This window comes from Pseudoalteromonas sp. 2CM32C (assembly GCF_023161925.1).
In the GTDB taxonomy this organism is placed as follows: domain Bacteria; phylum Pseudomonadota; class Gammaproteobacteria; order Enterobacterales; family Alteromonadaceae; genus Pseudoalteromonas; species Pseudoalteromonas marina.
The window spans coordinates 423,293-447,775 of the sequence record NZ_JALNTI010000001.1 but is presented as its reverse complement, the minus strand read 5'-3'; the positions used below and the strand labels follow the sequence as shown (position 1 = coordinate 447,775).

The following is a 24,483-nucleotide window of genomic DNA, read 5'->3' as shown; positions in this document are numbered from 1 at the left end:
CCAAGTTAGGTTATCAGCTTTACTAAAATTGTAGTGCGTATTTATTACAGTTTATTGGCAGTGGTAGGAAGCGGAAGTTTCCATTTGTTTAAAATTGCTTCGTACTCACCGTTTTGCTTAATTATTACAAGTGCTTGCGATATGGCGTTGGCTGTAATTTCTTCAAGCATTTTATTACTGGCAAAATAAAGCATTGAAGGAAAGTCATCTAAGTGAATGCGCTTGGTGATAAGGTTTGGATCTAAGCCCGACATTTTTAACTCGTTTTCTAATGTGAGTGTATTCATTAAGGCAAAGTCGATACGTTTTTTGTAAAGCATTTGCCAAAGTTGCTGGTAGTAGCTCACCAATACTAAATTTTTGTCTTCTTTAAAGCCCATTTGCTTTAAATACTTAGCACTTGAGTACCCGCGAATAGTGCCTATTTTATAAAACTTAGTGTGGTTTAAGTGTGTGGCTTGTGCTTTATTGCTTTTTAAGCTAACCACGTAAGCGTCGGTAAAATAAACACTGCCTAACCATTTAAAGTTATTTGTGCGCGTAGGAGTTTTTAATAAAGAAAGTAAAATAGTGTTTGGATTACTTTCAAGCTCGTGAAATGCGCGCGCCATGGGCATTATTTCAAATTTAGCGTTTAATGGTGTGATTTTTAAAACGGCTTTGGCTATATCAACAAGCGCGCCATCAGCTTGGCCATTCTCGTTTTTAAAGTGATAAGGGTGCAAATCTTCGGCAATAAAGTTTACTGTACTCATTGCATTTACCGCAGTACAAAACATAAATACAAAGGCGCTAATTACAACACGCAGGTACATAAAAAAGTCTTTTTTAGCCAACATTGCTTGAGTTTAAATAATATTGCCTGAAATATAAACTTAAATGTTTAATAAAAGTAAATCAAAGTTAAATTACCCCTTATTTGTTTTAAAGTATTCTAGTGGACTGCACGAATACCAACGTTTAAAAGCACGATTAAAAGAGCTTTGATCTTTAAATCCGAGCAGCAATGCTAGCTGTGCTAAATTAGGTTTATTAGGCAGTTCGTTAATACGTCGCTTGCGCTCGTTTTCAAGCATGAGGGCAAACGTTGTACCGTGCAATTTTAAGTGCCGTTGCAAGGTGCGTGGTGTCATACTTAGGGCATTTGCAGTGCGTATTAACGTACAGTTTTGTAAATCGAGCTTTGCCATTAAAATTTGGCTGACATTTTCAGTTATATTTTGCTGGTTAGTAAAAAGGCTTAATTGCTGATCAGATACTTGCTTAAGTGCTAAATGTATAGCAGCGTTATCAGTTTTAAAGTTAAGGCTTAAATAGCTGCTCGGAAAACAAATTTCGTTGTGTTTTGCATTAGTTAAAATTGGGCAATTAAACCATGTTGCTAGCGTATTTATTTGCGCTTGAGTAAAGTGGTGTTGAAAGCTAACTTGTGTCGGTGATAATTCGTTATTGAGTAATTGGCGTACAACACTCACCCAAGCTGTCATATTTCTTAATACTACTTGTTCATTACATTGAGCATGGGGAAACCAGCGGATAGTTGCCTGGCTTTTTTGTTGCTCAAATTGTGCTTGACCTATATTGGCCACTAGGCAGTCGTAATTTAAAAGCGCTTGTATAGCGTTGCCTAATCCGTTACTTGACTCGACTAAATATCCCAAAACGCCATAGTCAGCCGTACGAATATGCTGACCTAGTCTAAAGCCAAATAAATGATCTTTAAGTGTATTTTGAGCATAATTAAGCAAGGCGTTATAGCTTTTTAGGCTTATGCGTGGTGATAGTTGTTGTTTTGTGTGATTACTAAATTCAGTAAAATTAATTGCCTTTAGAGCATCTTCATTATTTAAACCTTGGCTTTGTAAATAATCAAGAATACTAGAAAAGTAATGATCGGCAATGGTTTGCATTTGTCGCCTAAAGCTAAAAAATGATCGCGTATGAGCAAGTTTGCCACGTTAAATTTTATTATGCTAGAGGCCTTATTTTAAGTATTGGTCACTTATGGTTTCTATAAATTTAAAATGTACTTTATTCGCTCCGCCTGAAAAGGTGGCGGCTGTATTGCTGGAACATGCCTGTTTAGAGCGCTTTTTTAATGCTCAATTTTCACAATTAAAACCCCATAATAAAGGTGAAATGAAAGGTGGGGCAGGTTCCATAAGGCAAGTTAAAACGCCGTTTGTTGTTTTTAATGAACAAATTATACATGCCAGCAGTAATCATATTTGTTACCGCATAATGGGTAATAAGCCGGTGGAGAATCATCAAGGAGACATATATTTAACTCCCATTGAGTATGAAGGTAATACAGCTACAGCGCTTAGGTATTGTATCGCCTTTAGGCCACCATGGTGGATGCCGGGTAGCTTAATAAAGTTACTTGTTAAGAATGATATATCGCAAGCACTTAAAAAATTACAGCATTATTTTAAGAGGGCACAACATGACCATTGAAGTAATTTTACTTGCACTTAGTCCCATTTTTTTAGTATTTGTTAGTGTTGAATTTATTAAATACAGGCATTTTTACGATATAAAAGACAGCATGGCGAATACGGCCTTGGCGTTATTGCACCAAGGTGCTGATGCGGTGTCTTTAATATTACTGATGCCATTATTTTATTGGTTATATGAATACCGCGTGTTCGATATAGAGCTCTCGGTATTTACCGTTTTGTTTGCCTTTATATTTCAAGACTTTTTGTATTATTGGTTTCATAGGGCGTCGCATAATATTCATTGGTTATGGGCTGCACATGTTGTGCATCATAGCTCTACAAAAATGAATTTTACAACGGCATTCAGGCAAAGCTTAATGTACCCCTTAGCAGGTATGTGGGTATTTTGGTTACCCATGATTTTAATCGGCTTTGATCCTATAACGGTCCTTACTGTTGTTGCGTTAAACTTGGCGTATCAGTTTTTTGTGCATACACAAATAGTTAAAAAACTTGGGTGGTTTGAAAGCGTATTCAATACGCCGTCGCATCATCGTGTTCATCACGCTATAAACCGAGAATACTTAGATAAAAATTTTGCAGGCGTACTTATAATCTGGGATAAGTTGTTTGGTACATTTGTTGAAGAAGACTCTAAGAAGCCATGTAAGTATGGCATTGTGGGGCAGTTAAATAGCAATAATCCAGTCACAATTACATTTCATCAATGGTGGCATTTAATTAAACAAACTTATATAGCAAAAGGGTTTAAAGCTAAGCTAAGTATTTTATTAGGCTACCCAACTAGTTCTCAGAAAAACAATGATAATGACGTGAGTAATAAAAGTTAAGAGTGGTTATCCACTCTTAACTTTGTTGTCTAAGGAAAGAAACTATTGTGCGGTAGTAATGACTGTATCAATCAAATGAACCACGCCATTGCTAGTGTATATGTCGGTCGTTGTTACGTTACTACCAGCAACTTGCAATGAAGTTGCGGGTAAGCTTACCTGCCACCAAACGTTGCCTACACCTTGACCGTTTTCATCGCCAGGAGCGGTATCGCCTGAGTAGGTATATAACGGACGACCTAGGTATGCAACCTGCATAGTGCTATCTGCACGAGCAATAAGTGATAAACCCGGTATGTTTTCAATAGAGTCTGCTGTGCCCAGCACTGGTGGCCACGTTGTTGCGCATGTATCTTCACATACGCTCATTGACTCACCTAAGTCGTTGTCAAAAACGTAAAGCGTTTTACCCGCAGTGATATCAGCCATGCCTGTTACTAAGCGTGCGTTGTCTGCATCGTATGCAACACTGTCTGTTGCAGCACTGGTGGTACTAGTAAAGTCGACAATGTTTACACTTATCATGTTTTCAGCAAGCGTAGTGACCATTTTACCGTTTGCTGCAAACGCATCTGTACTTCCTACTTGAGCACCTAAAACGTGCTGCGTTAATACGCCGGTTAATGCATCTGTATCAGCAAGTAGCGCGTTTAAGGTATCCGTTGGGATTTTACTAAATGCGGCATTTGTTGGAGCAAATACGGTGAACGATTTTGTCGTATCGTTAAACGTATCAACTAAGTCAGCAGCTTGTAAGGCTGTCACTAATGTTGAAAGTGCGTCTGTTTCTGTTGCAACAGTAGCAATTGTTTTGGTAGGTGTGCCTACTTCGGCTGGTGGCATAATGACCTTGTTGAGTACATGAATTACACCATTATCGGCTGTTACATTTGCCGCAGTGACTGCAGAGTCGTTAATAAACAGTGCACTGTCTAAATATGATAGGGCGGCCATATCGCCATTTGCCATTTCTACTTTATTATTTTCGCTATTTGCAATGGTGACTGCTGCGTCAGACAAAACGCTTGCATCAGCAACTACATGGTAAAGTAAAATGTCGCGAAGGGTATCAGTGTCTGCAAGTAGTGCATCAATAGTGTCTTGCCCAAGCGCTGCAAAAGCGTCATCGGTGGGAGCAAATACTGTAAATGTATTGGTAGGATCAGCAACTAGAGTGTCTAACCCTGTAGCACCTAGTGCGGCAATCAGTGTTGTAAAGTTACCATTATCGCTGGCAACATCGGCAATTGTACCAAAGCTTTCAGGTAGTGTTACATCAGCCACAATAACTGAATCGATTACATGAATTACCCCATTAGTTGTAGCAATGTCTTTAACCACAATATTGGCACCACCAAACATTAACATGTCTGTTTCGGCATTAATTGTAATTGGAAGAGAGTTGCCTAGAAGCGTCTCTGCAGATTGACCATTTAATGACATAGCAGTTACCGAATCAACCGCGCCAGTCAAAACATGTTGCTTTAAAATGTCGCCAAGTACATCTGGGTTTGCTAAAAGCGTATTGATCATTTTGCTACCAACGGCTTCAAAGGCTGCGTCTGTGGGTGCAAAAACAGTGAACTGTGCTGATTCGTCGCTTAATGCTGCTGTTAAACCCGCAGCGTCTAATGCAGCAAGTAACGTGGTGAATCCACCTGCCTGTTGTGCTGTTTCGACGATATTGGTAGTTGGTGCTGCTTCAGCAGTGGCGATAGGCATAAGTACTGCATCAATTACATGAATGATGCCGTTGTCAGTTGCAATGTCGGTCATGGTTACTGTGCTTGTGTTTATTAACAAGCTATCGCCATTTAACGATAAAGCGACTTTGCCGCCGTTTACAGTGTCAACCGTTGTACCAGCAAGACCAATTGCTGCTTCAGCGTTAACGCTACCTGAAACTACGTGATAAGTAAGTATTGAACTAAGTGTATCTGTATCTGCTAGCAATCCGTTTATTGTGTCTTCGCCAAGTAGCGCAAAGGCATCATCGGTAGGAGCGAAAACAGTAAATTCTTGGCTAGTGTCGGCAAGAGTATCGTCTAAACCTGTTGCCTCTAATGCTGCAACTAAAGTGGTAAAGTTACCCGCGTCTCTTGCTACATCAACAATGGTTGAAGATGATTCGGGCTCAACTTGTACAGGGGTGTTATCGTCATCATCGTCATTACACCCTTGTGCTAGCAACAAGGGAAATGTAATAAGGCATACCTTCAGTAATTTGTTCATGACCTGATCCTTCTGTGTGAGATGTAATTAACAATCTCGTAACGTTACGGGCGTTTTTTTACAATGGATCAGGTTTTTTTGGGTGTTTTTTGAACGTTTGCATCTGTGGAGTTTGTTAGGGATTAAACTATTTATCGCTTTTTACTACGTGGCGCCCCAAATAAAATAAATATATGACAAGCACATACAGATAAAAAAGCACTAATACCCAGTGCTCCGCCATAATTATTAATTTTAGGAACTAAATATTCAAATAAGATCGCAAAAATCATTGCTGCACTGGTTATTGTATATACACCAAAACGCTTTGGCGCACTCATACCAATAAACGTACCACCAAAAAAAATGGCACTATAAAGCTCGGGCTGTAAGTTAAAATAATAAAAAAAATAGTAAGCAATTATAGATAAGCCGGAAGAGGCGCTAACAGGGCTAAAAGGCTTATGTTTGGCAAGTAAAAATGTTAGTAAAGCGCCGCAAAATGCTATGGCAGGGTATTCTATTGTCATAAAAAAGAACCTTTAGCTAGAGCAAATACAGTAACGCTTACAAATGCAATACTTCCTAATTTTCCCCCAAAACCAGAAAATAAATTTAAAGTAAGTACATACAAACATGCGCCTATAAGTGAAATAAACCCCAGTTCCCAGTAGCTGCTAATTAAACTCGACGAGCACATGCCAGCAAAACTCCCTGCATAGATAGCAGCGCTCGGGTGGTTTTTAAATAACTGAGAAAAAGGAATAAATGAGCCCGTAAGCCCTACTGAGGATGCAGCAATAACTGCAGGTATATTAAATACAGTGTGCAATACAAAGCACAGTAAGCAGCCAATAAAAAAAGCGATGAATTTTACGAGGAAGAATTTAAGCATAGGTCGCTTAGTTTAAAGTAACTCGGGAATGTTTAAAAGTAGTGCTTATTATTGCGAGTCAATAGTTAAAAAGATCAAATCAAGCTACAGTAAGGTTTAAATATGCTCAAAAAAAGTGTTTTGTGTAATGTAAATTACAATTTATGTATAATATAGAAAACTTATTAAAGATTAAGAAATAACCAAAGGTAATTTATGTCTAATTGTTTGCATTTGGCAATTCCGGCCGGCGACTTAGAAGTAGCTAAAACATTTTATTGTGACGTACTCGGTTGTAAAACCGGTAATAGTGAAGAGGGTCGTTGGGTCGACATCGACTTTTGGGGTAACGAACTTACATTACATCAAAGCGTTGAACGATTACCTACTGTTCGCCATGATGTAGATATGGGGGCGGTTGCGGTTCCTCATTTTGGCATTCACTTATCTGAAGATGAATTTAACAATTTAAAAAAACGTATAGAAGATGCTGGCTTAGAATACCTAGATAAGCCATATCGTCGATTCATTGGTGACGAATTTGAGCAAGAAACATTTTTTATCGAGGATACTAATGGCAACGTGCTCGAAATGAAGACTATGGTTAACCCCGAGGTTTTATTTAAAAAAGTATAACTTTTATAAAAAGCCACTTTTTAGTGGTTTTTTTATGTGTAAAATTTGACGATTTTATAAATCGACTAACGTAAGCGGTGTTGCTTTTCTTTTTAGCTTTTCATGGTACATAGCAGCATCGCCAGCTTTTAAAAGGTCATCAATGTTTTTAGGTGGATCACTAAATACAGCACTACCAACACTCGCTTTTATGGCTAATTGTTCAGTATTATGATCAATAGTGAGTTTGGCTAATTCAGTTTTTAAAAAGTGAACTTTTGGGCTTACCTGAGCCTTAGTATAAAAGTGCGCTAGCACTACAAATTCATCACCTCCTAAACGTCCTATGGCATCGTTACTGCGCACAATAGCTTTTAAATGGTGAGCAACTTTACACAGTGCTTGGTCTCCAACGGCGTGACCGTGAGTGTCATTTATTTGTTTAAAGTCATCTAAATCTATATAAATTAAACAGAGCACACCGCCACTTTTTATATGATGTTCTATTAAATCTGCCGATTTTTTGCACCACCCTCTGCGGTTTAAAATACCGCAAAGGTGATCATAATCGGCTTCGGTTTCGGCGCGTTTTTTTGCAATCCTCATCCGACTAATACGCCTTGAAACCGCCACAGCGAGTAAAAACGACTCTACAGCAAAAGCTATAATTAACCCGTAGCGACGCATAAATGGACTTTCGTCTATTAATAATATTCTAAAAATCATACTGACAAATACAAAGCTTAAAGCAATAAACACCAGTGTTGCTTCACGAATGCCTTTGCGTGCTTGTAAAGCGGAAAGCACAAAAACACACCCTACAATACAAAGCGTTACATAGCCTGTAGCTTTGCTTAAAAGAGCCCATACTTGAGGGGTTTTAAACAGTATTTGTAAAACGCTAAATAGCATGACAGCTGCAGCTAAACACTTTAAGGCAGTATCTACTTTTGGCCAGCTTGTTTTGATTTGTAAAAGAGCGCAAATAAACCATGTCGCGCTTAGAACACATAGGCCAATAAATAAAAGGTATATGTTAAATAAACTGCTACTGTGCTGCGAGGTTAAAAATAAATACAGCTGCCCTTCTTGCATAAGAATAAAGCCACCAATACAAAAAATGTATAAGCTGTAGAGCTTAAATGTATCGTCGTTAAGGCGGCTCCCCATAATTAATACATACAATATAAGCGTGATACACAAGCCGTAAAACAGCCCTAAAATTAGGTTTTGTTGTTGGCTTTTTTGTATAAATACAGGCATTGGTTGCCACTTAAATACCGGGCGAAACTCGACTGGAGAATACAAAGTTAATAGGGCGGTTGTTGCACCTGAGTCGATAAAATAAGCTGGTTTGTTGTATCTAATTGGATTGTGTATTTCATCGTTTTGACGCCACTCAAAGCGCTCAAGGGTAGAGCGGTTAAAGCTAAGAACACCAGCTTGCTGTAACTGGCAATTTACAGTGTATTGAACTCTGCCAGACTGAATTTTTAGTCTTAAAGGCGTTTGTTTATTTAATGTGTTTACTGAAGTGATTTGTGGACTAATTTGGTTAATTTCACAATGTTGATTTGCAAATGCAGACTTATTAAATAAAAGATTAGAAAAAACAAAAATAACACCTAACAGCAAATACCTTTTTAGTTGCGTTTTAAGAGTGTTAGGTAGGGAAAGTGCATTAAACTTTTTGTAAGCCATAGGCGCAAGATAAAAATACTACATAATTTTATATTAGCAGAGCCCACTCATTTAGCTATTTAATTGAGGTACGACCTCGCTTGGCGTTTTATTAAAGTGGCGCTTAAACTCACGGCTAAACTGCGAGGGGCTGGTGTAACCTACCTTCAATGCGGCCTCATTTGCTTTACTACCGTTGTTTGTAATGAGTTCTTTTGCTTTTGCTAAGCGTACCTTTTTTAGGTATTGCAATGGCGATTCAAAGGTCACTTGTTTAAAGGCACGATGAAACGACGACACACTCATATTTACCTCTTCAGCCAAGCCTTCAACCGTAATTTGATCTGCATAGCTTTTATGCATAGTGGAAAGCGTTCGTGCTATTCGGGCGTAGTGCCCATCGTGCATAGCAAGGCCAATTAAGGTATGACCCTGAGGGCCACAAAGTACACGGTATACCAGCTCTTTTATTATGTCTTGCCCAAAAATTTCGGCCTCTAAAGGGTTATTAAGTGCGCTTAATAAACGATGAGTTACTTGCTCCATAGCACCATCTATTTTTGCTGATTGTACACCGCTCATTTGCCCAGAAGTAAACGGGGTATATTCGCCCATTTGGTTTACTAACTTATGCAATGTTACTGGGTTAATATCAATAACTACGCCCATTACCGGTAGGCCATTATCAGTAAAGGCTTCGCACTCAAGGGGGACGGGGACACCCAAAACAAGGTAGTCGCCTGCACCATATTTTATTTGATGATCAGGAAAATGAATAATTTTATGCCCTTGACCAACTAAAATAATACCAGAGTTATAAATGAGTGGCTGACGAGGTGAGCTTTTACTCGCACGATGAAAATAAACACCGGGAATAATCGTTTTCGTTACGCCTTCAAAGTTGAGCAAATCATTTTGTTCGGCGTATTGCTGCAACATACTGGCTATAGTGGGCATTAAAAAACCTTGTGTCGTACAAATTTTGCGTAAAATAACAATGTTGGCAGTATTAGGCAAGCTTTAGGCATTTATTAGGCTTTTTTAATGTTTGTTTTGCCACTAATATGCACTCATTGAAATTTAGTTTAGTGAGTAACTAAGTACTCTACTTAGTATTTAACCGTCACCTAGGAGCAAAATAATGAAATTTAGCTACGTAAATCCAACACTTATTCAGTTCGGCCAACAGCAAATTGCATCACTAACTGATTTGATCGCAAAAGATCAAAAAGTATTAGTCGTTTACGGCGGTGGTTCTATTAAAAAAAATGGCGTGTACGACCAAGTTGTTGCCGCACTTGAAGGTTTTGACTGGGTCGAGTTTTCGGGCGTTGGTGCAAATCCAACTGTTGAGGTACTAGATCAAGCCGTAAACATTTGTAAAGAACAAGATATCGACTTTGTATTAGGTGTAGGCGGCGGCTCTGTAATTGATGGCGTTAAATATGTTGCAGCGGCCGCATTATACGACGGTGAAGGCTGGGATATATTAACGGGTAAATACAAAATCACAAAAGCTTTACCTCTGGGGGCTGTACTTACGTTACCTGCAACGGGCTCTGAATCAAATCAGAACTCAGTTGTTAGTAAAGAAGCGACACAACAAAAACTACCGTTTGCATCACCTGAAGTACTGCCTAAATTTGCGATTATGGACCCAGATGTAATGAAAACATTACCGCAGCGCCAACTTGTAAACGGGTTAGTTGATGCGTGGGTACATACCTGTGAACAATACTTAACTTTCCCACAAAATGCGTTAGTACAAGAAGGTTATGCAGAGGCACTTTTAAGAACGCTTAAAACGCTGGGCGATAACTTTGAAAACCAAGACGATGCATGGCGTGCAAACTTAATGTGGGCTGCAAACCAAGCACTTAATGGTTTAATTGGTTCAGGCGTTTCACAAGATTGGGCAACACACATGATTGGGCACGAGCTTACAGCCGCTTACGGTGTTGACCATGCACGTTCACTTGCTATTGTTCAGCCTTCTTTGCTACGTAACCAGTTTGACGTTAAGAAAGCGAAGCTAGAGCAAATGGGTAAAAACGTATTTGGCCTAGCGCAATCTGATGATTTAGCAGAGCAAACAATTCAAGCAATTGAGGCGTTTTACCACAGCTTAGATGTAGCCACTGTGCTTACTGAACATGGCGATGACAAAGCCGCCGCTATTGACAATATTATTGGTAAACTTGAAGCGCATGGCATGCTAGCACTTGGTGAAAACCAAGCAATTACGCTAAAAGAAAGCCGCGAAATTTTAGAGCAAGCAGTTGCTTAAGCACTTATAAGTATTATAAAACTAAAAGCCGCTAACTTTTATGTTAGCGGCTTTTTTTATACTAAAAATCTTTAGTCTTTAGCAGAAAAGGTAAGTGAATAACTGTACTGTTTTTGCTCTAGTAAATATTCTTTATGTGTACTTGGGCTCCACGAGTCATCGCCGCCAACCCCCATATGTTGATGATCAATATGTACATGTAAGCAATCATCAGCTACCAGCTCATTGGTGTGCTTTGCTTGCGTAAGCATGCTTTGAGAGTATTCACTGGCGGCAAATAAAAATGTACCGGTTACGGTTAAATTATTAACGCTAAGTAATTGGCAATCACTACGCACGCCGTTATCGGTTGGGAATATATACGGTGTATGCAGCTCATTAAGTTGCGCGCTGTAATAACCTAAACGCGCAGCCGCTTTGCGATCTGGGTAGTTTTCAAATGGCCCTAAACCAAGCCAGTTTACTTGTGTATCGCTTTGTTTATTAAGCGTTGTGCTTAACCCTATGCGTGGCATGGGTGGCAAAGTGTCGTTTAGTTGTACATCAACATTTAAGTTAATTTCACCTGTATTATTAAGTGTATAAAGCCATGTTGTTTTTGCTTGTACTGCGCCATTAAATTCATAACTAAATACACATTTAATACGTATATCTACTTTTGATTGCACGACTTCAAACGAGCGACATGTACGCTGCCACTGCCCAATACCTGCTCTTAACCAGCGCGCTTCCCATGCGTTAGGGTCTAGGTTATCTACTTCGCTTACGCCTATGTCGTTATCAAGCGGGGCGCGGTAAAAATTATCAACTAATGGGCTTTTAATAACTTGGGTTTGATTGTGTAGCCATTGCTCAATAAGGCCTGATTGGCTATTAAACACAAGTTTAAAGGTATCGCCTTCAATACTTATCTGCGTATCGGTTTCACTAATATTTATAGCGCTATGTGCTGAAGCAGCTACTAAAGCGGGCTTAAATGTATCAGCGCTTAAACTTTGGCTATTTATAAGCTTAAATTGCTCGGTGTTTAATACATGCTCGGCACATGCAAAGCTTGAGTCGTTAATCAGTGCTACATCTAAATTAAGGTGATATTGCGCACCGGCTTTAAACACCGTTTTTGTATTAACAGTCAGCGTTTTCATACTTTGCGGAGCAATATTAATAATTTGCTCGCCTTGCTCTATACATTGGCCATTTTCTATTAACTGCCAAACCAATTTTTCGTTATCAGTTGCCCTAAATACATAATCACTAAATACATCAACGGTATAGTGGTTTTGAGTTTGCTCACGCAGCGTAAATTGTAAATGCTGTTGGCTATATTTAGCTTCAAACAAGCTAGGGTGCGGCGTGCGATCTGGAAATAATAAGCCGTTAATACAGAATTGACGGTCGTTTAGTTCATCACCAAAATCGCCACCGTAAGCCCAATAATGCTTACCGTTTTCATCAGTTTTAGATAAACCTTGGTCTACCCAATCCCAAATAAAGCCACCTTGCAAACGCGGGTATTCTCTAAATGCTTGCCAGTAATCATCAAAGCTACCTAGGCTGTTACCCATAGCATGGGCGTATTCACATAAAATAAGCGGACGCGTTTCACCCGGTAGGCTTAACCACTTTTTAATAGAGTATTTAGGTACGGCGTCGTCGGCAATATGGGTATCTACACGGGCGTACATAGGGCAAATAATATCGGTTGCGGTGGTATTTGCGCCGCCACCTTCGTATTGCACTGGGCGCGATGGGTCAAAGCTTTTTGACCAGCCGTACATAGCATCGTGGTTTGCACCGTGCCCGCACTCATTACCTAGTGACCAAATAATAATAGAGGCGTGGTTTTTATCGCGCTCAAGCATTTGTGTATAACGCGACATAAATGCGCCAGCCCACTGCGGATCGCTTGCAAGCCTACCCATTGGGAACATGCCGTGAGTTTCTATATTGGCTTCGTCTACTACGTATAAACCTAACTCGTCACACAGCTCGTAAAAACGAGGGTGGTTAGGGTAGTGAGCGGTACGTACAGCATTAAAGTTATTTTGCTTCATCAGCTTAATATCTTCAATCATGTCGGCAGTGCTCACTGTATGGCCGTTTTCTGGGTGATGCTCGTGGCGGTTAACACCGCGAATAAGCAGCGGTTTGCCGTTTAAGCAAAGCTGCCCGTTGAGCATTTCTACTTTTCTAAAGCCAATGTTGTAGGCTTCTACGTCTACTGTAATGCCTTGCTCATCTAACAGGCTTACAACACAGCGGTATAAGGCCGGGGTTTCTGCGGTCCATTTTTTAGGGTTTTGTATATCAATTGTTTGAAAAACCACATCGCTCCAACCGCCTTTTTCATCAACGCGTTTATTGTTAGTGCTTTGTATGTGTGGCTCACACAGTGCTTGTTCGCCATCAAAAACCTGTACTGCTACTTGGTAGTTATTTGGCGCATCTATTGCGGTTTTTATATGCAAAGTGGCATCGCGGTAGCAGGCGTCTAAATCTGGGGTTATAAATACATCGCGTATTTGGTGTTGCGGTTTAGTAAGTAAATTAACATCGCGGAATATACCGCTTAGCCACCACATGTCTTGATCTTCTAGGTAACTGCCATCGCTCCAGCGAATAACCATAACCGCAATGCGGTTGGTGCCAGCCACTAACAGTTTGCTTAAATCAAATTCGCTTGGTAAGCGGCTATCCTGCGAGTAGCCCACCCATTGACCGTTACACCAAAGGTGAAACGCCGAGTTTACGCCTTCAAAAATAATATGGTTTCGCTGAGCTAATTGCTCCGCCGTAATAGTAAACTCTGTGCGGTAGCAACCTGTTGGGTTATCGCTTGGTACAAATGGCGGGTTTACGGCAAAGGGATATTTAACATTACAATAAATAGGTTTATCAAAGCCGTGTAATTGCCAGTTAGAAGGCACTGGAATACTTTGCCAGTCGTTACCTAGTGTTTCGCTTAACAGTGACTCATCAACCGCTTCGGGTTTATCAAATAATTTAAAATCCCACTGGCCGTTTAAACTTTGTTTTTGTGATTGTGTGTTTGTACGGGCATGGTCAACGCTTTTAAAACCATTAAGTGGGCTGTGTGCTTTTACTTGATTAACTTGCACCGAAATAGGGTTTTCCCAATCGCGGCGGTTAATTATGTGCTGTAGTGAGTTCATAAGTGTCCTATTGCATGTGTGGCAATTAAAGTGGCTTAAATATAGCTAAAATAATGTGTTGCGGTTATGCTTAAAGCTCTCTTTTTTTTATCCAAAACTATCATTTTAAATTATGCGCAACACCATTTTAGATGTACTCGATATTGGCCCAGAGTGTACAGAGCGGTTTATTGATTTAAACACGCTTTCGCAAATGCCAAGCCTTGAAATAGAGCTGGCAGGTTGCTCAAATTTATTGGGTGATTATTGTGTTGCGCGTACTAACCCGCTTGAACACACTCTGTTTTATACCTTGGCTGGCCAGGGCACGCTAAAAACCATTAATAACCAATTTACACTTGCCGAAAATAGCTTAGCTATATTGCCTGCAAGGCAAAGTTTTGAGGTTGAAATAGCGAGCGAAAAATGGGATGTGATTTGGCTAAACCTTGCAAATACCAAGCGCTGGCAACATTTAAATTTAGCGCAGGCTAAAGTATTAACTAATCAGCAGTTAGCGCCATTACATTTAGCTATGGAGCTTTTATACAGCGAGGTAAACGCTACTTTGCGCGAAGGCGTAATGCCTATTTTAAGCCACTACTTAAATACTACGCTGCAAAGCGAGCCGCAAATAGGCGGGCACAACCGGTTAACCAGCTTGTTTTTAGAAGTAGAAGAGCGCCTGCAATTTGATTGGACAATAGAGGCTATGTGCGCACAAGTACATTACTCAGCACCGCATTTACATAGGTTATGCCAAGCGCAATTTGGTAAAAGCCCAATGCAGCAACTGATTTATTTACGAATTAAACGGGCCAAAAACTTGTTACTAAATACTCGCTGGCCTGTTGCCCATATTGCCGCTTATGTGGGGTATCCTAATATATTTAATTTTTCTAAACGGTTTAAAAAATCAGTGGGCGTGTCACCAAGTGAATTTAGAAAATAACGTGGGCGGCTCTCTACATTTGAATAAATTTAAGGTATTGTGCGGTTTCTTAAATTGCATTTTATAGTTTTAGGTAATGGATGCGCTCAAACTACTTTTTAGTCGTGATACTTCTTGTGCTTGTACACAGCTTTATTAGCTGTGATGCTGCCGCGTATCATTTACAAGAAGAAGTCGATCATGCTTCGCACGTTCAGTCTGTGGCCGATACAAACGATAAAGACGCGCAACCACCTGCCGAAATTCATGCCCATCAGCATTGCCACTGTGGTTACTACAGTACGATAAATCATTCAATAAGCCCTGAACAAAGCCAAGCCACAAACAATGCTTGTTACAATGGTTTAAATTACCCACCAGATGTTCCGCCACCCAATTTTTATAGCTAGTTTTTAATTTTAAACACTTTGTATATAACTGCCTGCGCCTGTGCGCTACAAGGCTAATTATGTACATATTTAGGTTGCTTAATCGCGCTTGTTTTTAAAATAGGCATAGTGATTAAGCCAACTCTGTTTGTTAAAACGGATATGCTATATGAACAAAAAACTACTTATGCTGGTGGCGCTACTGTGTGCATTACCAACACTGAGCGCTTTGGCAAAAAGCGAGCCTCAAAACGTATTAACGCTAAAGCAAGCGCTTAAAAATACTGAGCAGCAAAACTTACAGCTTAAACGCTACCCATACCATCAAAAAATATTAACCGCGCTTAAAAGCCAAGCAGCGCTTTCATCTAACCCTGAGCTGAGCTTTGAAGCTGAAAACTTTTTAGGAACTCATGGCTCTCATGCGTTTTCGGGGGCGCAGTACACGCTGGCTTTAAGCCAGTTAATTGAGCTTGGCGATAAACGCCAAAATCGTATTAATTACGCTACTGCAAATATAAAAGCGCAAACAATTGAGTATAAAAATACTCGGTTAGCACTTTTAGCAACCACCGCTGAGCGTTATTACCAAGTACTAAAATTTCAGGCGTTAATTGCGTTAAACAGTGAGCGTAAAAACACTGTTAAGCAGGCACTCAACGCAATTGAAAAACGCGCTAAAGCCGGTGCGGTCTCAAGTGCTGATGTAACCCGCATGCGTTATGCATTAAGCCAAGTCGATTTAAATACGGCCATGCTACAAAGTGAGTTTGAGCGCTCTCGCTTAGCACTCAATGAGCTTTGGCAAGAGGTGAAAGTGAGTGATTACTATGCGGGCGATTTATCACAAATAGCAGCTATTAAAAGTGAGGCGGCGTTACTTGATATGATAAATACAGCGCCTGAATTTGCACTGCTACAGCAGCAATATATGCAAAAAACGGCTAATTTAGCGCTGCAACGCTCCAGCGGTCAAAGCGATTTGACCCTTGGTGGTGGTGTGCGATATAACCAGCAAACTGATGCCAGCTCGTTGGTTTTTTCGTTTTCAATGCCGCTGCAATTAAGTAATGCTAATGGCGGGAATATTGAGGCTGCGCAGCATCAGCTTACGCTACTTAATGAGCAACAAGGGCAATTACGTATACAGTTACGTAAGCAAATACGCACGCTCTATGCGTATTACCAAGGCAAAGCGGCGCAAGCACAGCTTTTAACACAGCGCGTTATTCCACAAGCGCAAACGCTTATAAAACAAAGTTTAAAAAGCTATCAACAAGGGCAAATATCGGTATTGCAATTACTCGACGCACAGCAAGCTTTATTTGATTCTAAACGTGCACTTATTAACACCCATAGCGAACTATACCAAGTGCTGCTTACCCTTGAGCGTTTAACTGGCCAACCTTTAATTGAGACTCATCAATCATGAATAAAACTCTTATCGCATTATTAATTACGCAATTATTTACACTCCCATTTTTAAGTAGCACGGCTATGGCATCTGACGACAATCACGAAGAAAGTCATGGAGACAGCCACGAACAAGGTCATAAAGACGAACACACACAAAAAGGCCCGCATGGCGGATTTTTACTAACCAATAACGCCCTTGATTTAGAGCTTAAATTAACCCAGTTTGCCGGTAATACTGAGCTGCGAATATATGGGTTTAATAACGGTAAAGCTATTGATATAAACCAGTTAGCGGTAACCATAAACGTGCAGCGTTTAGGTGAAGAGCCACAGCTTATTCGCTTTAAAGCTGAAGATGACTATTTAGTAAGTACCGTGAGCGTAAACGAGCCGCATTCTTTTAAGTTTGATGTAATGGCTCGCTATAAAGGCGCTGAAATAAATTATCATTATGAGCAAGAAGAAGGGCGCACAACGCTAAGCGAGAAAGCAATTGAACGCGCTGGTATTAAAACTGACATTGCAAAAGCAGGTAGCGTTGAACTAACCGATACTCTATTTGGTGTTATAGCACCCACTGCGCAGAGCACCGTTGAAGTAATGGCGCCTTATACCGGCTTAGTTAACGATATTTTTGTAAGCATTGGTCAAAGCGTTAAAAAAGGCGATAAGCTTGCCAGCGTAACTAACCGCGAAACCCTACAAAATTACACCATAAAAAGCCCAATTACAGGCGTTATTACCGAGCAATATTTAAAGCGCGGCGAGCTTGCCAGTAGCGCGCTAATGCAAATAGTAAACCTTGAAACCGTATGGGTTGAACTGTCGGCCTTTCCCGATAACATTGAAAAGCTTGCCATAGGGCAAAGCGCTACGGTGTACGACTTACATCATCATTTAAATGCCCAAGGTGAGGTGTTTTACATAGCCCCAATGATGAGTGGCGGGCACATTGCACGTGCGCGAATCGAGCTTAAAAACCCTGATGGCCATTGGCGACCTGGCATGCATGTTAATAGTGATATTAGCACTGCAAAAATAGATACGGTTGTACGCGTTAAAGCGATTGCTGTTCAGGAATTTAATGGCAAACCTAGCGTGTTTATTAAAAGTGGCAATGTGTTTGAAGTACGCCCAGTAAAACTCGGTGCTAAAAACAGCGAATGGGTAGAAGTGCTCGAAGGACTTTCGCCAAACAGTGAGTACGTAACTGAGAATAGTTATGTAATTAAAGCCGATATTTTAAAAAGCGGCGCAAGTCACTCTCACTAGGAGGCAACATGATTAACTTGATAGTTTCGTTTGCGGTTAAACGCCGCATGATGGTGCTTGCGCTCACACTTTTATTTGCTGGGTTTGGCGTATACAACACACAAAATTTAGCCGTTGATGCCGTACCCGATATAACTAATGTACAAGTTCAAATAAATACCAAAGCGCCGGGCTTTACTCCGCTTGAAGCCGAGCAGCGCATTACATATTTGATTGAAACCGCAATGGCGGGTATTCCTAAGCTTGATTACACCCGCTCAATTTCGCGTTATGGGCTTTCGCAAGTAACCGTTATTTTTAACGAAGGCACCGATATTTATTGGGCGCGCCAGCAAATTAGTGAACGTATTCAAAGTATTCGCTCAGACTTACCTGCCAATATTGAGCCAAACTTAGGGCCAATTGCCAGCGGGCTAGGGGAGATTTTTACTTACTCGGTGCATGCAAATAACGGTGCATTAAAAGACGATGGTACGCCATTTAACGCAGAAGATTTACGCACCCTGCAAGATTGGGTTATTCGCCCGCAGCTTTTAAAAGTGAAAGGCGTTACCGAAATAAACAGCCAAGGTGGTTTTGAGCGCCAATACCAAGTAGCGCCAGTGCCCGAAAAGCTACTCGCTTATAAGCTCACGCTAAGCGATGTTATTACGGCACTTAAATTAAATAATAGTAACCAAGGTGCAGGGTTTATAGAGCGTTTTGACGGGCAATATTTAGTGCGCTCACCAGGGCAATTAAAAACCATTGATGATATAGCCAATACCGTGGTTGCTAAGCGCGATGATGCACCCGTTCGCATAAAAGATGTGGCGAACGTGCGTTTAGGCAAAGAGCTCAGAACAGGCGCTGCTACTTATAATGGTAAAGAAACCGTACTCGGCACCGCCATAATGCTCATTGGTGAAAACAGTCGCGTAGTGGTAAAAGCCATGGCTGATAAACTTAAAGATGTACAGTTAAGCTTGCCTGAAGGTGTTGTGGTTGAGGCTGTTTATGACCGTACAACCCTAGTTGATAAAACCATAGACACTGTGAAAACTAATCTGTTCGAAGGGGCTGTGCTAGTTATTGTTATTTTACTGCTCTTATTAGGTAATGTAACCGGTGCGCTTATTACGGCCATGGTTATTCCGCTTAGTATGTTATTTGCCATTACCGGTATGGTAGGTAATAGGGTGTCGGGTAACTTAATGAGCCTAGGCGCAATCGACTTTGGTTTAATTGTTGATGGCGCTGTAATTGTAGTTGAAAACTGCTTAAGGCAACTTGGCCTTGCGCAACATAAGCATGGCAGGCTACTTACACTAAACGAGCGTTTAAGTGTGGTAACCGCCGCCACTAAAGAAGTGTTCAGCCCAGCAGTATTTGGCATTTTAATTATTATGCTGGTGTATTTACCGCTGTTTGCATTAAGTGGTGTTGAGGGCAAAATGTTTCAGCCAATGGCGTTTACAGTGGTTGCTGCATTAGTTGGCGCACTTATTTTTGCCGTTACCTTTGTACCTGCCGCTATTGCGGTATTTGTACGTGGCAAGGTGAGTGAAAGCGAAAATGCAGTTATGCGCGGTATTAAAAAAGGCTATAAACCGCTACTTGGTCTATCGCTTAAGTTACCGTGGGTGATGGTATGTATTGCGGGTATTTTAGTGATTGCACTTGGCTTTAAAGTTAAAAATATGGGCGCTGAGTTTTTACCGCAGCTTGATGAGGGCGATATAGCCATGCATGCACTGCGTATTACCGGTACCGGTATTGAGCAATCGGTAAAAATGCAAAAAGAGCTAGAGCAAGCCATTTTAGCTAAGCCTGAGGTGGCTAATGTATTTTCAAAAATTGGTACTCCAGATGTAGCAAACGATCCTATGCCACCTAACGTTGCCGACACCTTTTTAATGTTAAAGCCACGCGATCAATGGCCAAACCCTACTTTATCTAAAGAAGAACTGGTTAAGCAAATTCGCCATTTGGTAAATGAAGTACCAGGTAACAACTATGAGTTTACCCAACCAATAGAAATGCGCTTTAACGAGTTAATAGCTGGCGTGCGGGCCGATGTTGCCGTGCGTATTTATGGCGATGACTTATCAACATTAAAACAGTACGGCGAAAAAGCCACAGCCTTGGTGCAAAGCATTACTGGCGCAACAGATGTACGCCTTGAGCAAATGGAAGGCCTGCCTACGCTTTCGGTTACGCCGCTTCGCGACCACATGGCGCTTTTAGGTTTAACAGTAACCGATATACAGCAAAGTGTAAGTGCTGCTATAGGTGGTGTGCAAACTGGGCTAATTTATGAAGGCGACAAACGTTTTTCGTTATTAGTGCGTTTAGATGAGCGTTGGTCGAGCGATGTAACACAGCTTGCGCGTTTGCCTGTAGCTGTGCCAAAAAGTGCTAATCCCGACCTTGCGTTTGTACCGCTTGGCGAAGTTGCAAATATTAGTATTGATAAAGGGCCTAATCAAATAAACCGCGAAAGCGGTAAGCGTAATGTTGTAGTAACTGCAAATGTAGAAGGGCGCGATTTAGCAAGCTTTGTAAGCGACGCGCAAGCCGCTTTAAATTCGCAGCTTAATTTACCTAGTGGTTATTGGATTGAATATGGCGGCACGTTTGAACAGTTAGAATCAGCAAGTAAGCGGCTATCGCTGGTGGTGCCAGTTACTTTATTGCTTATATTTGGCCTGCTTTATAGCGCGTTTAATTCACTTCGTGATTCGTTAATTATATTTAGCGGCGTACCACTTGCGCTTAGTGGTGGTGTGCTTGCGCTGCTTTTACGTGATATGCCGTTATCAATATCTGCAGGTGTGGGGTTTATCGCGCTAAGTGGTGTAGCGGTATTAAATGGTGTGGTTATGCTGTCGTTTATTAAGCAGTTAAGAGCCGATGGACTTAGTTTGATAGATGCAATACAAATCGGTGCGCTTTCGCGTCTGCGACCAGTACTTATGACTGCTTTAGTGGCGAGTTTAGGGTTTATTCCTATGGCGCTAAATACAGGCACCGGCGCTGAGCTACAAAGGCCGCTGGCAACGGTTGTGGTTGGTGGGATTATTTCATCAACTCTACTAACGCTATTAATATTGCCTGCGCTTTATAAATTAGTGCATGCAAAATTTACTAGGCATCAAGCTGCTTAGCTAATTGCATCTTGTTAAGTAATGTAAAAAGCAGCTGTAATTACAGCTGCTTTTTTGTTGTTAGGTAAACATTGCAGATTAATTATATTGAAACAGATTATCCCAGCGCTCATCCAAAATAGTTTTTGCATGATCTAAATTTATTGCGCTATACAAATTGTTAGTGCAGGTTACTAAACGCATTCGAGTGAGCTTTTCAAGCGCATCGCTAATTTCAAAGTCGAGTTCGCATTTATACTCTGATTTAAACCATGCCTCTATTTGCTCATCAAGCATTTTTGCGCTCAGGCCACTTTCTGATTTTAGTAAAAATGTATAGGCCAGCAGGGCTTCTTTTATGTCTTCTTCTTCGGCGGCGTCAATAAGAGTGTGAAAAACACCGGCGTTGTTATCGAGGTTTTTAAAGTAAAGGTTATCGCTTAGGGCTTTCATAAATTTAATTTTACGGTTTTTAAATTTACTCCACTCTTTAAAAATAAAGCTGCCAAATACTCCCATGCCAATAGCAAATGTAATAAAGTGTTGCTGGGTCATTTCTACGGCTTCACTTCTAAAGCCACCCCAAAAAGCAAACAAAGCAAATAATAATAAAATTGATGCGCCAAGCTTTGTAATTAAAACAACTGCACCGCCAATTAAAGCCGATGAGCCAATAATTACTTTGTCTATAGGGCGCATGCGTACTTCGCTATTAGGAAATAGCATTTCAAGATCGGCTTTGGGTACATTTTGAAATAGCTTAACTATGGTCGAGCTTGGCTCAAACCCTAAAGGCGCTTTATTTTTAGCCTCAAAGTAGGCTTTATCTTTAAAACGAATAAACACCGCAACGCGGTCATAATTGGTAAAGTGCAGCGGCTTCTTACGTAGGCCCCAAAAGCTGGTTATTGTTTCAGTAAGTTGTGATTCGCCACGGCGATAAAAAACAACTTCTTCAAAGTCGTCAAACTCTACCTCAAGACGTACTTTAAATAATGACTCCTCATTTAAAGCATCTTGTAAATCTTCGTTGGTAATGACTTCAAAATTAGCGGCATTTAAAACCTTAGCAAAGTCTTTGGCAAATTCGCGTTGGCACTGCGCTTTTTGATCGCTAGATACCGGCGCTAAAGAGCGTGTATCGCTATTAGGATCAAAGGGCGCATAGTTATTTTTTAGCGACTCAAGCGTTTCGTGATAATCATAATGAATAAGGCTAGCAAGTAGGTCACAAAACTGTTTAAACGAGGCTTTTTGTGAATTACTGTCAAGTTCATTGCTACACATTTCAATAATATCTTGCTTACGAAAGGGGATAAAACGCGCATTTTGCATAAATTTTTAACTGCTTTGGTAGGTATTTAACTGCATTGGCTCATAATAAAATATTCTTATAAATATTGCTATTTTGTTAACGCTATTACTAAGTGATTGTTTATTGCTTTTTAAAGCGTGTTTCAGGTTGTATTAACTTAGCTGTGTCAATATAAGTACGTAAATACAAGGCAATGGGTAATAAGCAGGAGCGACTTATGGCTTTACAAAAAAAGCTAAAGCAAAAAACACGTAATTTTATAGAGTCAAAGCATATGCTCAGCGGCATTACGATTGCGTCGTTTTTAGAGTCGACTATTGTTCCGATTCCACTTGAGGCTGTAATGGTGCCACTTATGCAGGCACAGCGAGAAAAGCTGTGGCTGATTGCACTAATGGCAACGCTGGGTTGTGTTGTGGGGGCATTATTTGGCTATGCCCTTGGTTATTATTTATTTGATGCTGTTGGCGATTGGGTGATCAGCGCTTTTTCAAGCCCAGAACAGTTCGAAAATGTTAAACAAAAAATGCACAACCAAGGTTTTTGGTTTGTTATTACTTTAGGAATAGTACCCATCCCATTTCAAATAGCGATGCTTGCTGCGGGCGCTACCAAGTACTCTCTTGGGTTATTTTTATTAGCCAGCGCAATTGCTCGTTCAATCCGTTACTTTGGGCTTGCTATTGTTGTGTATTACGCAGGAAACCAAGCTGAACGTATAATTAGTAAACATAAAGTTAAAGCCATGATTAGTTTAACTATTTTAGTTTTACTGGGGTGGGGTATTAGTACCTTACTTTAAGGCTAAATTTCTATCTTGTGTTATAATTCTTAAAGATGATTTATTAGCTCAAGTGTAATCTATTTATATGATGAATGTTGAAACTGTCAGCCTTAAGTTGACCCGCTTTACTCGTATAACGTGGTTGAACAAATTACTTATGTTTGCGCTGCTAGTGTTTATAGTGGTTTTCACTATTTACAACTTCACCTATTTCCCACTGGTAGGTGCTAAAGAAAGCATACCTGGTTTTGCTAGTGAGTTCATAAATCTTATTGTAATAATGACGGTTTTTTGGGTTGTGCAGTGTTCTAAATTAGCTAAAAAAGCATACCATTATGTCACCATTGGATTAATGCTATGGATAGTTGGAATGACTGCCGATGTGCTTGACGAGCTTGTTGTTCAACCACAATGGGTCACGTTGTACATAAAAGACTTATGTATTTCTGTAGGGGTTGTTATTACTGCTTATGGCTTATTTAAAACTATGTTATTTATGCAAAAAATGCACAATAGACTAGCCCAAGAATTTATAGTTGACGATCTTACCCAAGTTTACAATCGCCGATGTTTTTACGAATACGTTGAAAACGAAACAGACGAATCGTATGCAGTAATCATTATCGATATTGATCATTTTAAATCTATTAACGATACCTTCGGCCACGGTAAGGGCGACAAGGTGCTTAAAGCTTTTGCTAGTAAAATAGACGCTCTATTTGAAGACGGCAATATTTTTGCGCGTATTGGTGGTGAGGAGTTTGCAGGCTACCTACCAAACTGCACTTTAGAACAAATGCAGGCGTTTGCTGAGTCGGTGTTAGCGAGTGCTCGCACTATTGAGGTTACCGACGAGCTTTATACTAGTGCCAGTATTGGGGTAGCTAAACGTTTTAAAAACGAATCATTTGACAGCGTAATGAAACGCGCAGACCAAGCTTTATACAAAGCTAAAAATAGTGGTCGCAACCGATTCGTAATCGCAACAAAGCCGTAAATAGCGGGTCCTTATTGTTTGCACATTTGCTACACTTTTTTACGTTTTCGTAAGTAAATGTCAGCTTAGGTAATACTTTGTAAAGCGTGAAATTAAATTAAAATGTAGAGGTCGTAGAGGGGATATTAATAATAAGGAATCCC

Annotated in this window: 20 protein-coding genes; 11 read left to right on the top strand and 9 right to left on the bottom strand. The window is 40.4% G+C overall.

What is annotated here, in order from left to right:
* Positions 1 to 44: 44 nt before the first annotated feature.
* Entirely contained in the window at positions 45 to 815 is a 771-nt protein-coding gene (locus tag MTF67_RS02090) for a transporter substrate-binding domain-containing protein (RefSeq protein ID WP_248518573.1), read from the bottom strand.
* Positions 816 to 908: 93 nt separating this feature from the next.
* A complete protein-coding gene (locus tag MTF67_RS02085) occupies positions 909 to 1,910 on the bottom strand; it encodes an AraC family transcriptional regulator (RefSeq protein ID WP_248518572.1) in 1,002 nt (333 codons plus the stop codon).
* A 94-nt stretch (positions 1,911 to 2,004) separates the two neighbouring features.
* Between MTF67_RS02085 and MTF67_RS02080 the strand changes: the two genes are divergently transcribed.
* Together MTF67_RS02080 and MTF67_RS02075 are read left to right on the top strand one after the other, a co-directional pair.
* Positions 2,005 to 2,457: an SRPBCC family protein gene (locus MTF67_RS02080; protein WP_248518571.1), complete on the top strand. Its 453-nt coding sequence runs from the start codon at positions 2,005 to 2,007 to the stop codon at positions 2,455 to 2,457.
* Positions 2,447 to 3,292 carry a sterol desaturase family protein gene (locus MTF67_RS02075; protein ID WP_248518570.1) on the top strand — a complete coding sequence of 282 codons (846 nt, stop codon included), beginning with the start codon at positions 2,447 to 2,449 and terminating at the stop codon, positions 3,290 to 3,292. The genes MTF67_RS02080 and MTF67_RS02075 overlap by 11 nt, the downstream gene beginning before the upstream one ends.
* A gap of 42 nt (positions 3,293 to 3,334) precedes the next feature.
* On the opposite strand, the gene MTF67_RS02070 is transcribed toward MTF67_RS02075, so the two are convergent.
* The 3 genes from MTF67_RS02070 to MTF67_RS02060 all read right to left on the bottom strand — a co-directional run bounded on the left by MTF67_RS02070 (position 3,335) and on the right by MTF67_RS02060 (position 6,398).
* Complete coding sequence (locus MTF67_RS02070) at positions 3,335 to 5,524, bottom strand: fasciclin domain-containing protein (protein WP_248518569.1); 2,190 nt, start codon at positions 5,522 to 5,524, stop codon at positions 3,335 to 3,337.
* 131 nt (positions 5,525 to 5,655) lie between these two features.
* On the bottom strand, positions 5,656 to 6,033 hold the full coding sequence (locus MTF67_RS02065) for a hypothetical protein (RefSeq protein ID WP_006791830.1): 378 nt from the start codon (positions 6,031 to 6,033) through the stop codon (positions 5,656 to 5,658).
* A complete protein-coding gene (locus MTF67_RS02060) occupies positions 6,030 to 6,398 on the bottom strand; it encodes a hypothetical protein (RefSeq protein WP_006791831.1) in 369 nt (122 codons plus the stop codon). Before MTF67_RS02060 ends, MTF67_RS02065 begins: the two co-directional genes overlap by 4 nt.
* Positions 6,399 to 6,593: 195 nt before the next feature.
* Between MTF67_RS02060 and MTF67_RS02055 the strand changes: the two genes are divergently transcribed.
* Positions 6,594 to 7,013, top strand: coding sequence for a VOC family protein (locus MTF67_RS02055; protein WP_006791832.1), 420 nt, complete (start codon positions 6,594 to 6,596; stop codon positions 7,011 to 7,013).
* A 54-nt stretch (positions 7,014 to 7,067) separates the two neighbouring features.
* Here the strand turns inward: MTF67_RS02055 and MTF67_RS02050 are convergent, their stop codons facing one another.
* Together MTF67_RS02050 and MTF67_RS02045 are read right to left on the bottom strand one after the other, a co-directional pair.
* On the bottom strand, positions 7,068 to 8,693 hold the full coding sequence (locus tag MTF67_RS02050) for a diguanylate cyclase (RefSeq protein ID WP_248518568.1): 1,626 nt from the start codon (positions 8,691 to 8,693) through the stop codon (positions 7,068 to 7,070).
* Between the two features lie 51 nt (positions 8,694 to 8,744).
* Positions 8,745 to 9,629, bottom strand: coding sequence for an AraC family transcriptional regulator (locus tag MTF67_RS02045; RefSeq protein ID WP_008128897.1), 885 nt, complete (start codon positions 9,627 to 9,629; stop codon positions 8,745 to 8,747).
* Between the two features lie 184 nt (positions 9,630 to 9,813).
* Between MTF67_RS02045 and MTF67_RS02040 the strand changes: the two genes are divergently transcribed.
* Complete coding sequence (locus MTF67_RS02040; RefSeq protein WP_008128900.1) at positions 9,814 to 10,959, top strand: iron-containing alcohol dehydrogenase; 1,146 nt, start codon at positions 9,814 to 9,816, stop codon at positions 10,957 to 10,959.
* A 71-nt stretch (positions 10,960 to 11,030) separates the two neighbouring features.
* Here the strand turns inward: MTF67_RS02040 and MTF67_RS02035 are convergent, their stop codons facing one another.
* Positions 11,031 to 14,132 (bottom strand): beta-galactosidase, encoded by a 3,102-nt coding sequence (locus MTF67_RS02035; RefSeq protein ID WP_248518567.1) that lies wholly within the window; start codon positions 14,130 to 14,132, stop codon positions 11,031 to 11,033.
* A 112-nt stretch (positions 14,133 to 14,244) separates the two neighbouring features.
* Between MTF67_RS02035 and MTF67_RS02030 the strand changes: the two genes are divergently transcribed.
* The 5 genes from MTF67_RS02030 (at position 14,245) to MTF67_RS02010 (ending at position 21,265) form a co-directional block, all read left to right on the top strand.
* Positions 14,245 to 15,063, top strand: coding sequence for an AraC family transcriptional regulator (locus MTF67_RS02030; protein WP_248518566.1), 819 nt, complete (start codon positions 14,245 to 14,247; stop codon positions 15,061 to 15,063).
* Positions 15,064 to 15,143: 80 nt separating this feature from the next.
* Complete coding sequence (locus tag MTF67_RS02025) at positions 15,144 to 15,452, top strand: hypothetical protein (protein ID WP_248518565.1); 309 nt, start codon at positions 15,144 to 15,146, stop codon at positions 15,450 to 15,452.
* A gap of 148 nt (positions 15,453 to 15,600) precedes the next feature.
* On the top strand, positions 15,601 to 16,863 hold the full coding sequence (locus MTF67_RS02020; protein WP_248518564.1) for a TolC family protein: 1,263 nt from the start codon (positions 15,601 to 15,603) through the stop codon (positions 16,861 to 16,863).
* Complete coding sequence (locus MTF67_RS02015) at positions 16,860 to 18,119, top strand: efflux RND transporter periplasmic adaptor subunit (protein WP_248518563.1); 1,260 nt, start codon at positions 16,860 to 16,862, stop codon at positions 18,117 to 18,119. Before MTF67_RS02020 ends, MTF67_RS02015 begins: the two co-directional genes overlap by 4 nt.
* 8 nt (positions 18,120 to 18,127) lie before the next feature.
* Positions 18,128 to 21,265, top strand: coding sequence for a CusA/CzcA family heavy metal efflux RND transporter (locus tag MTF67_RS02010; protein ID WP_248518562.1), 3,138 nt, complete (start codon positions 18,128 to 18,130; stop codon positions 21,263 to 21,265).
* A 78-nt stretch (positions 21,266 to 21,343) separates the two neighbouring features.
* Here the strand turns inward: MTF67_RS02010 and MTF67_RS02005 are convergent, their stop codons facing one another.
* Complete coding sequence (locus MTF67_RS02005; protein ID WP_248518561.1) at positions 21,344 to 22,579, bottom strand: TMEM143 family protein; 1,236 nt, start codon at positions 22,577 to 22,579, stop codon at positions 21,344 to 21,346.
* Positions 22,580 to 22,776: 197 nt separating this feature from the next.
* Here MTF67_RS02005 and MTF67_RS02000 point away from each other — a divergent pair, with 197 nt between their 5' ends.
* Both MTF67_RS02000 and MTF67_RS01995 read left to right on the top strand, forming a co-directional pair.
* Positions 22,777 to 23,361 (top strand): VTT domain-containing protein, encoded by a 585-nt coding sequence (locus MTF67_RS02000; RefSeq protein WP_006791843.1) that lies wholly within the window; start codon positions 22,777 to 22,779, stop codon positions 23,359 to 23,361.
* A 70-nt stretch (positions 23,362 to 23,431) separates the two neighbouring features.
* Positions 23,432 to 24,340 (top strand): GGDEF domain-containing protein, encoded by a 909-nt coding sequence (locus MTF67_RS01995; RefSeq protein ID WP_248518734.1) that lies wholly within the window; start codon positions 23,432 to 23,434, stop codon positions 24,338 to 24,340.
* Positions 24,341 to 24,483 lie beyond the last annotated feature (143 nt).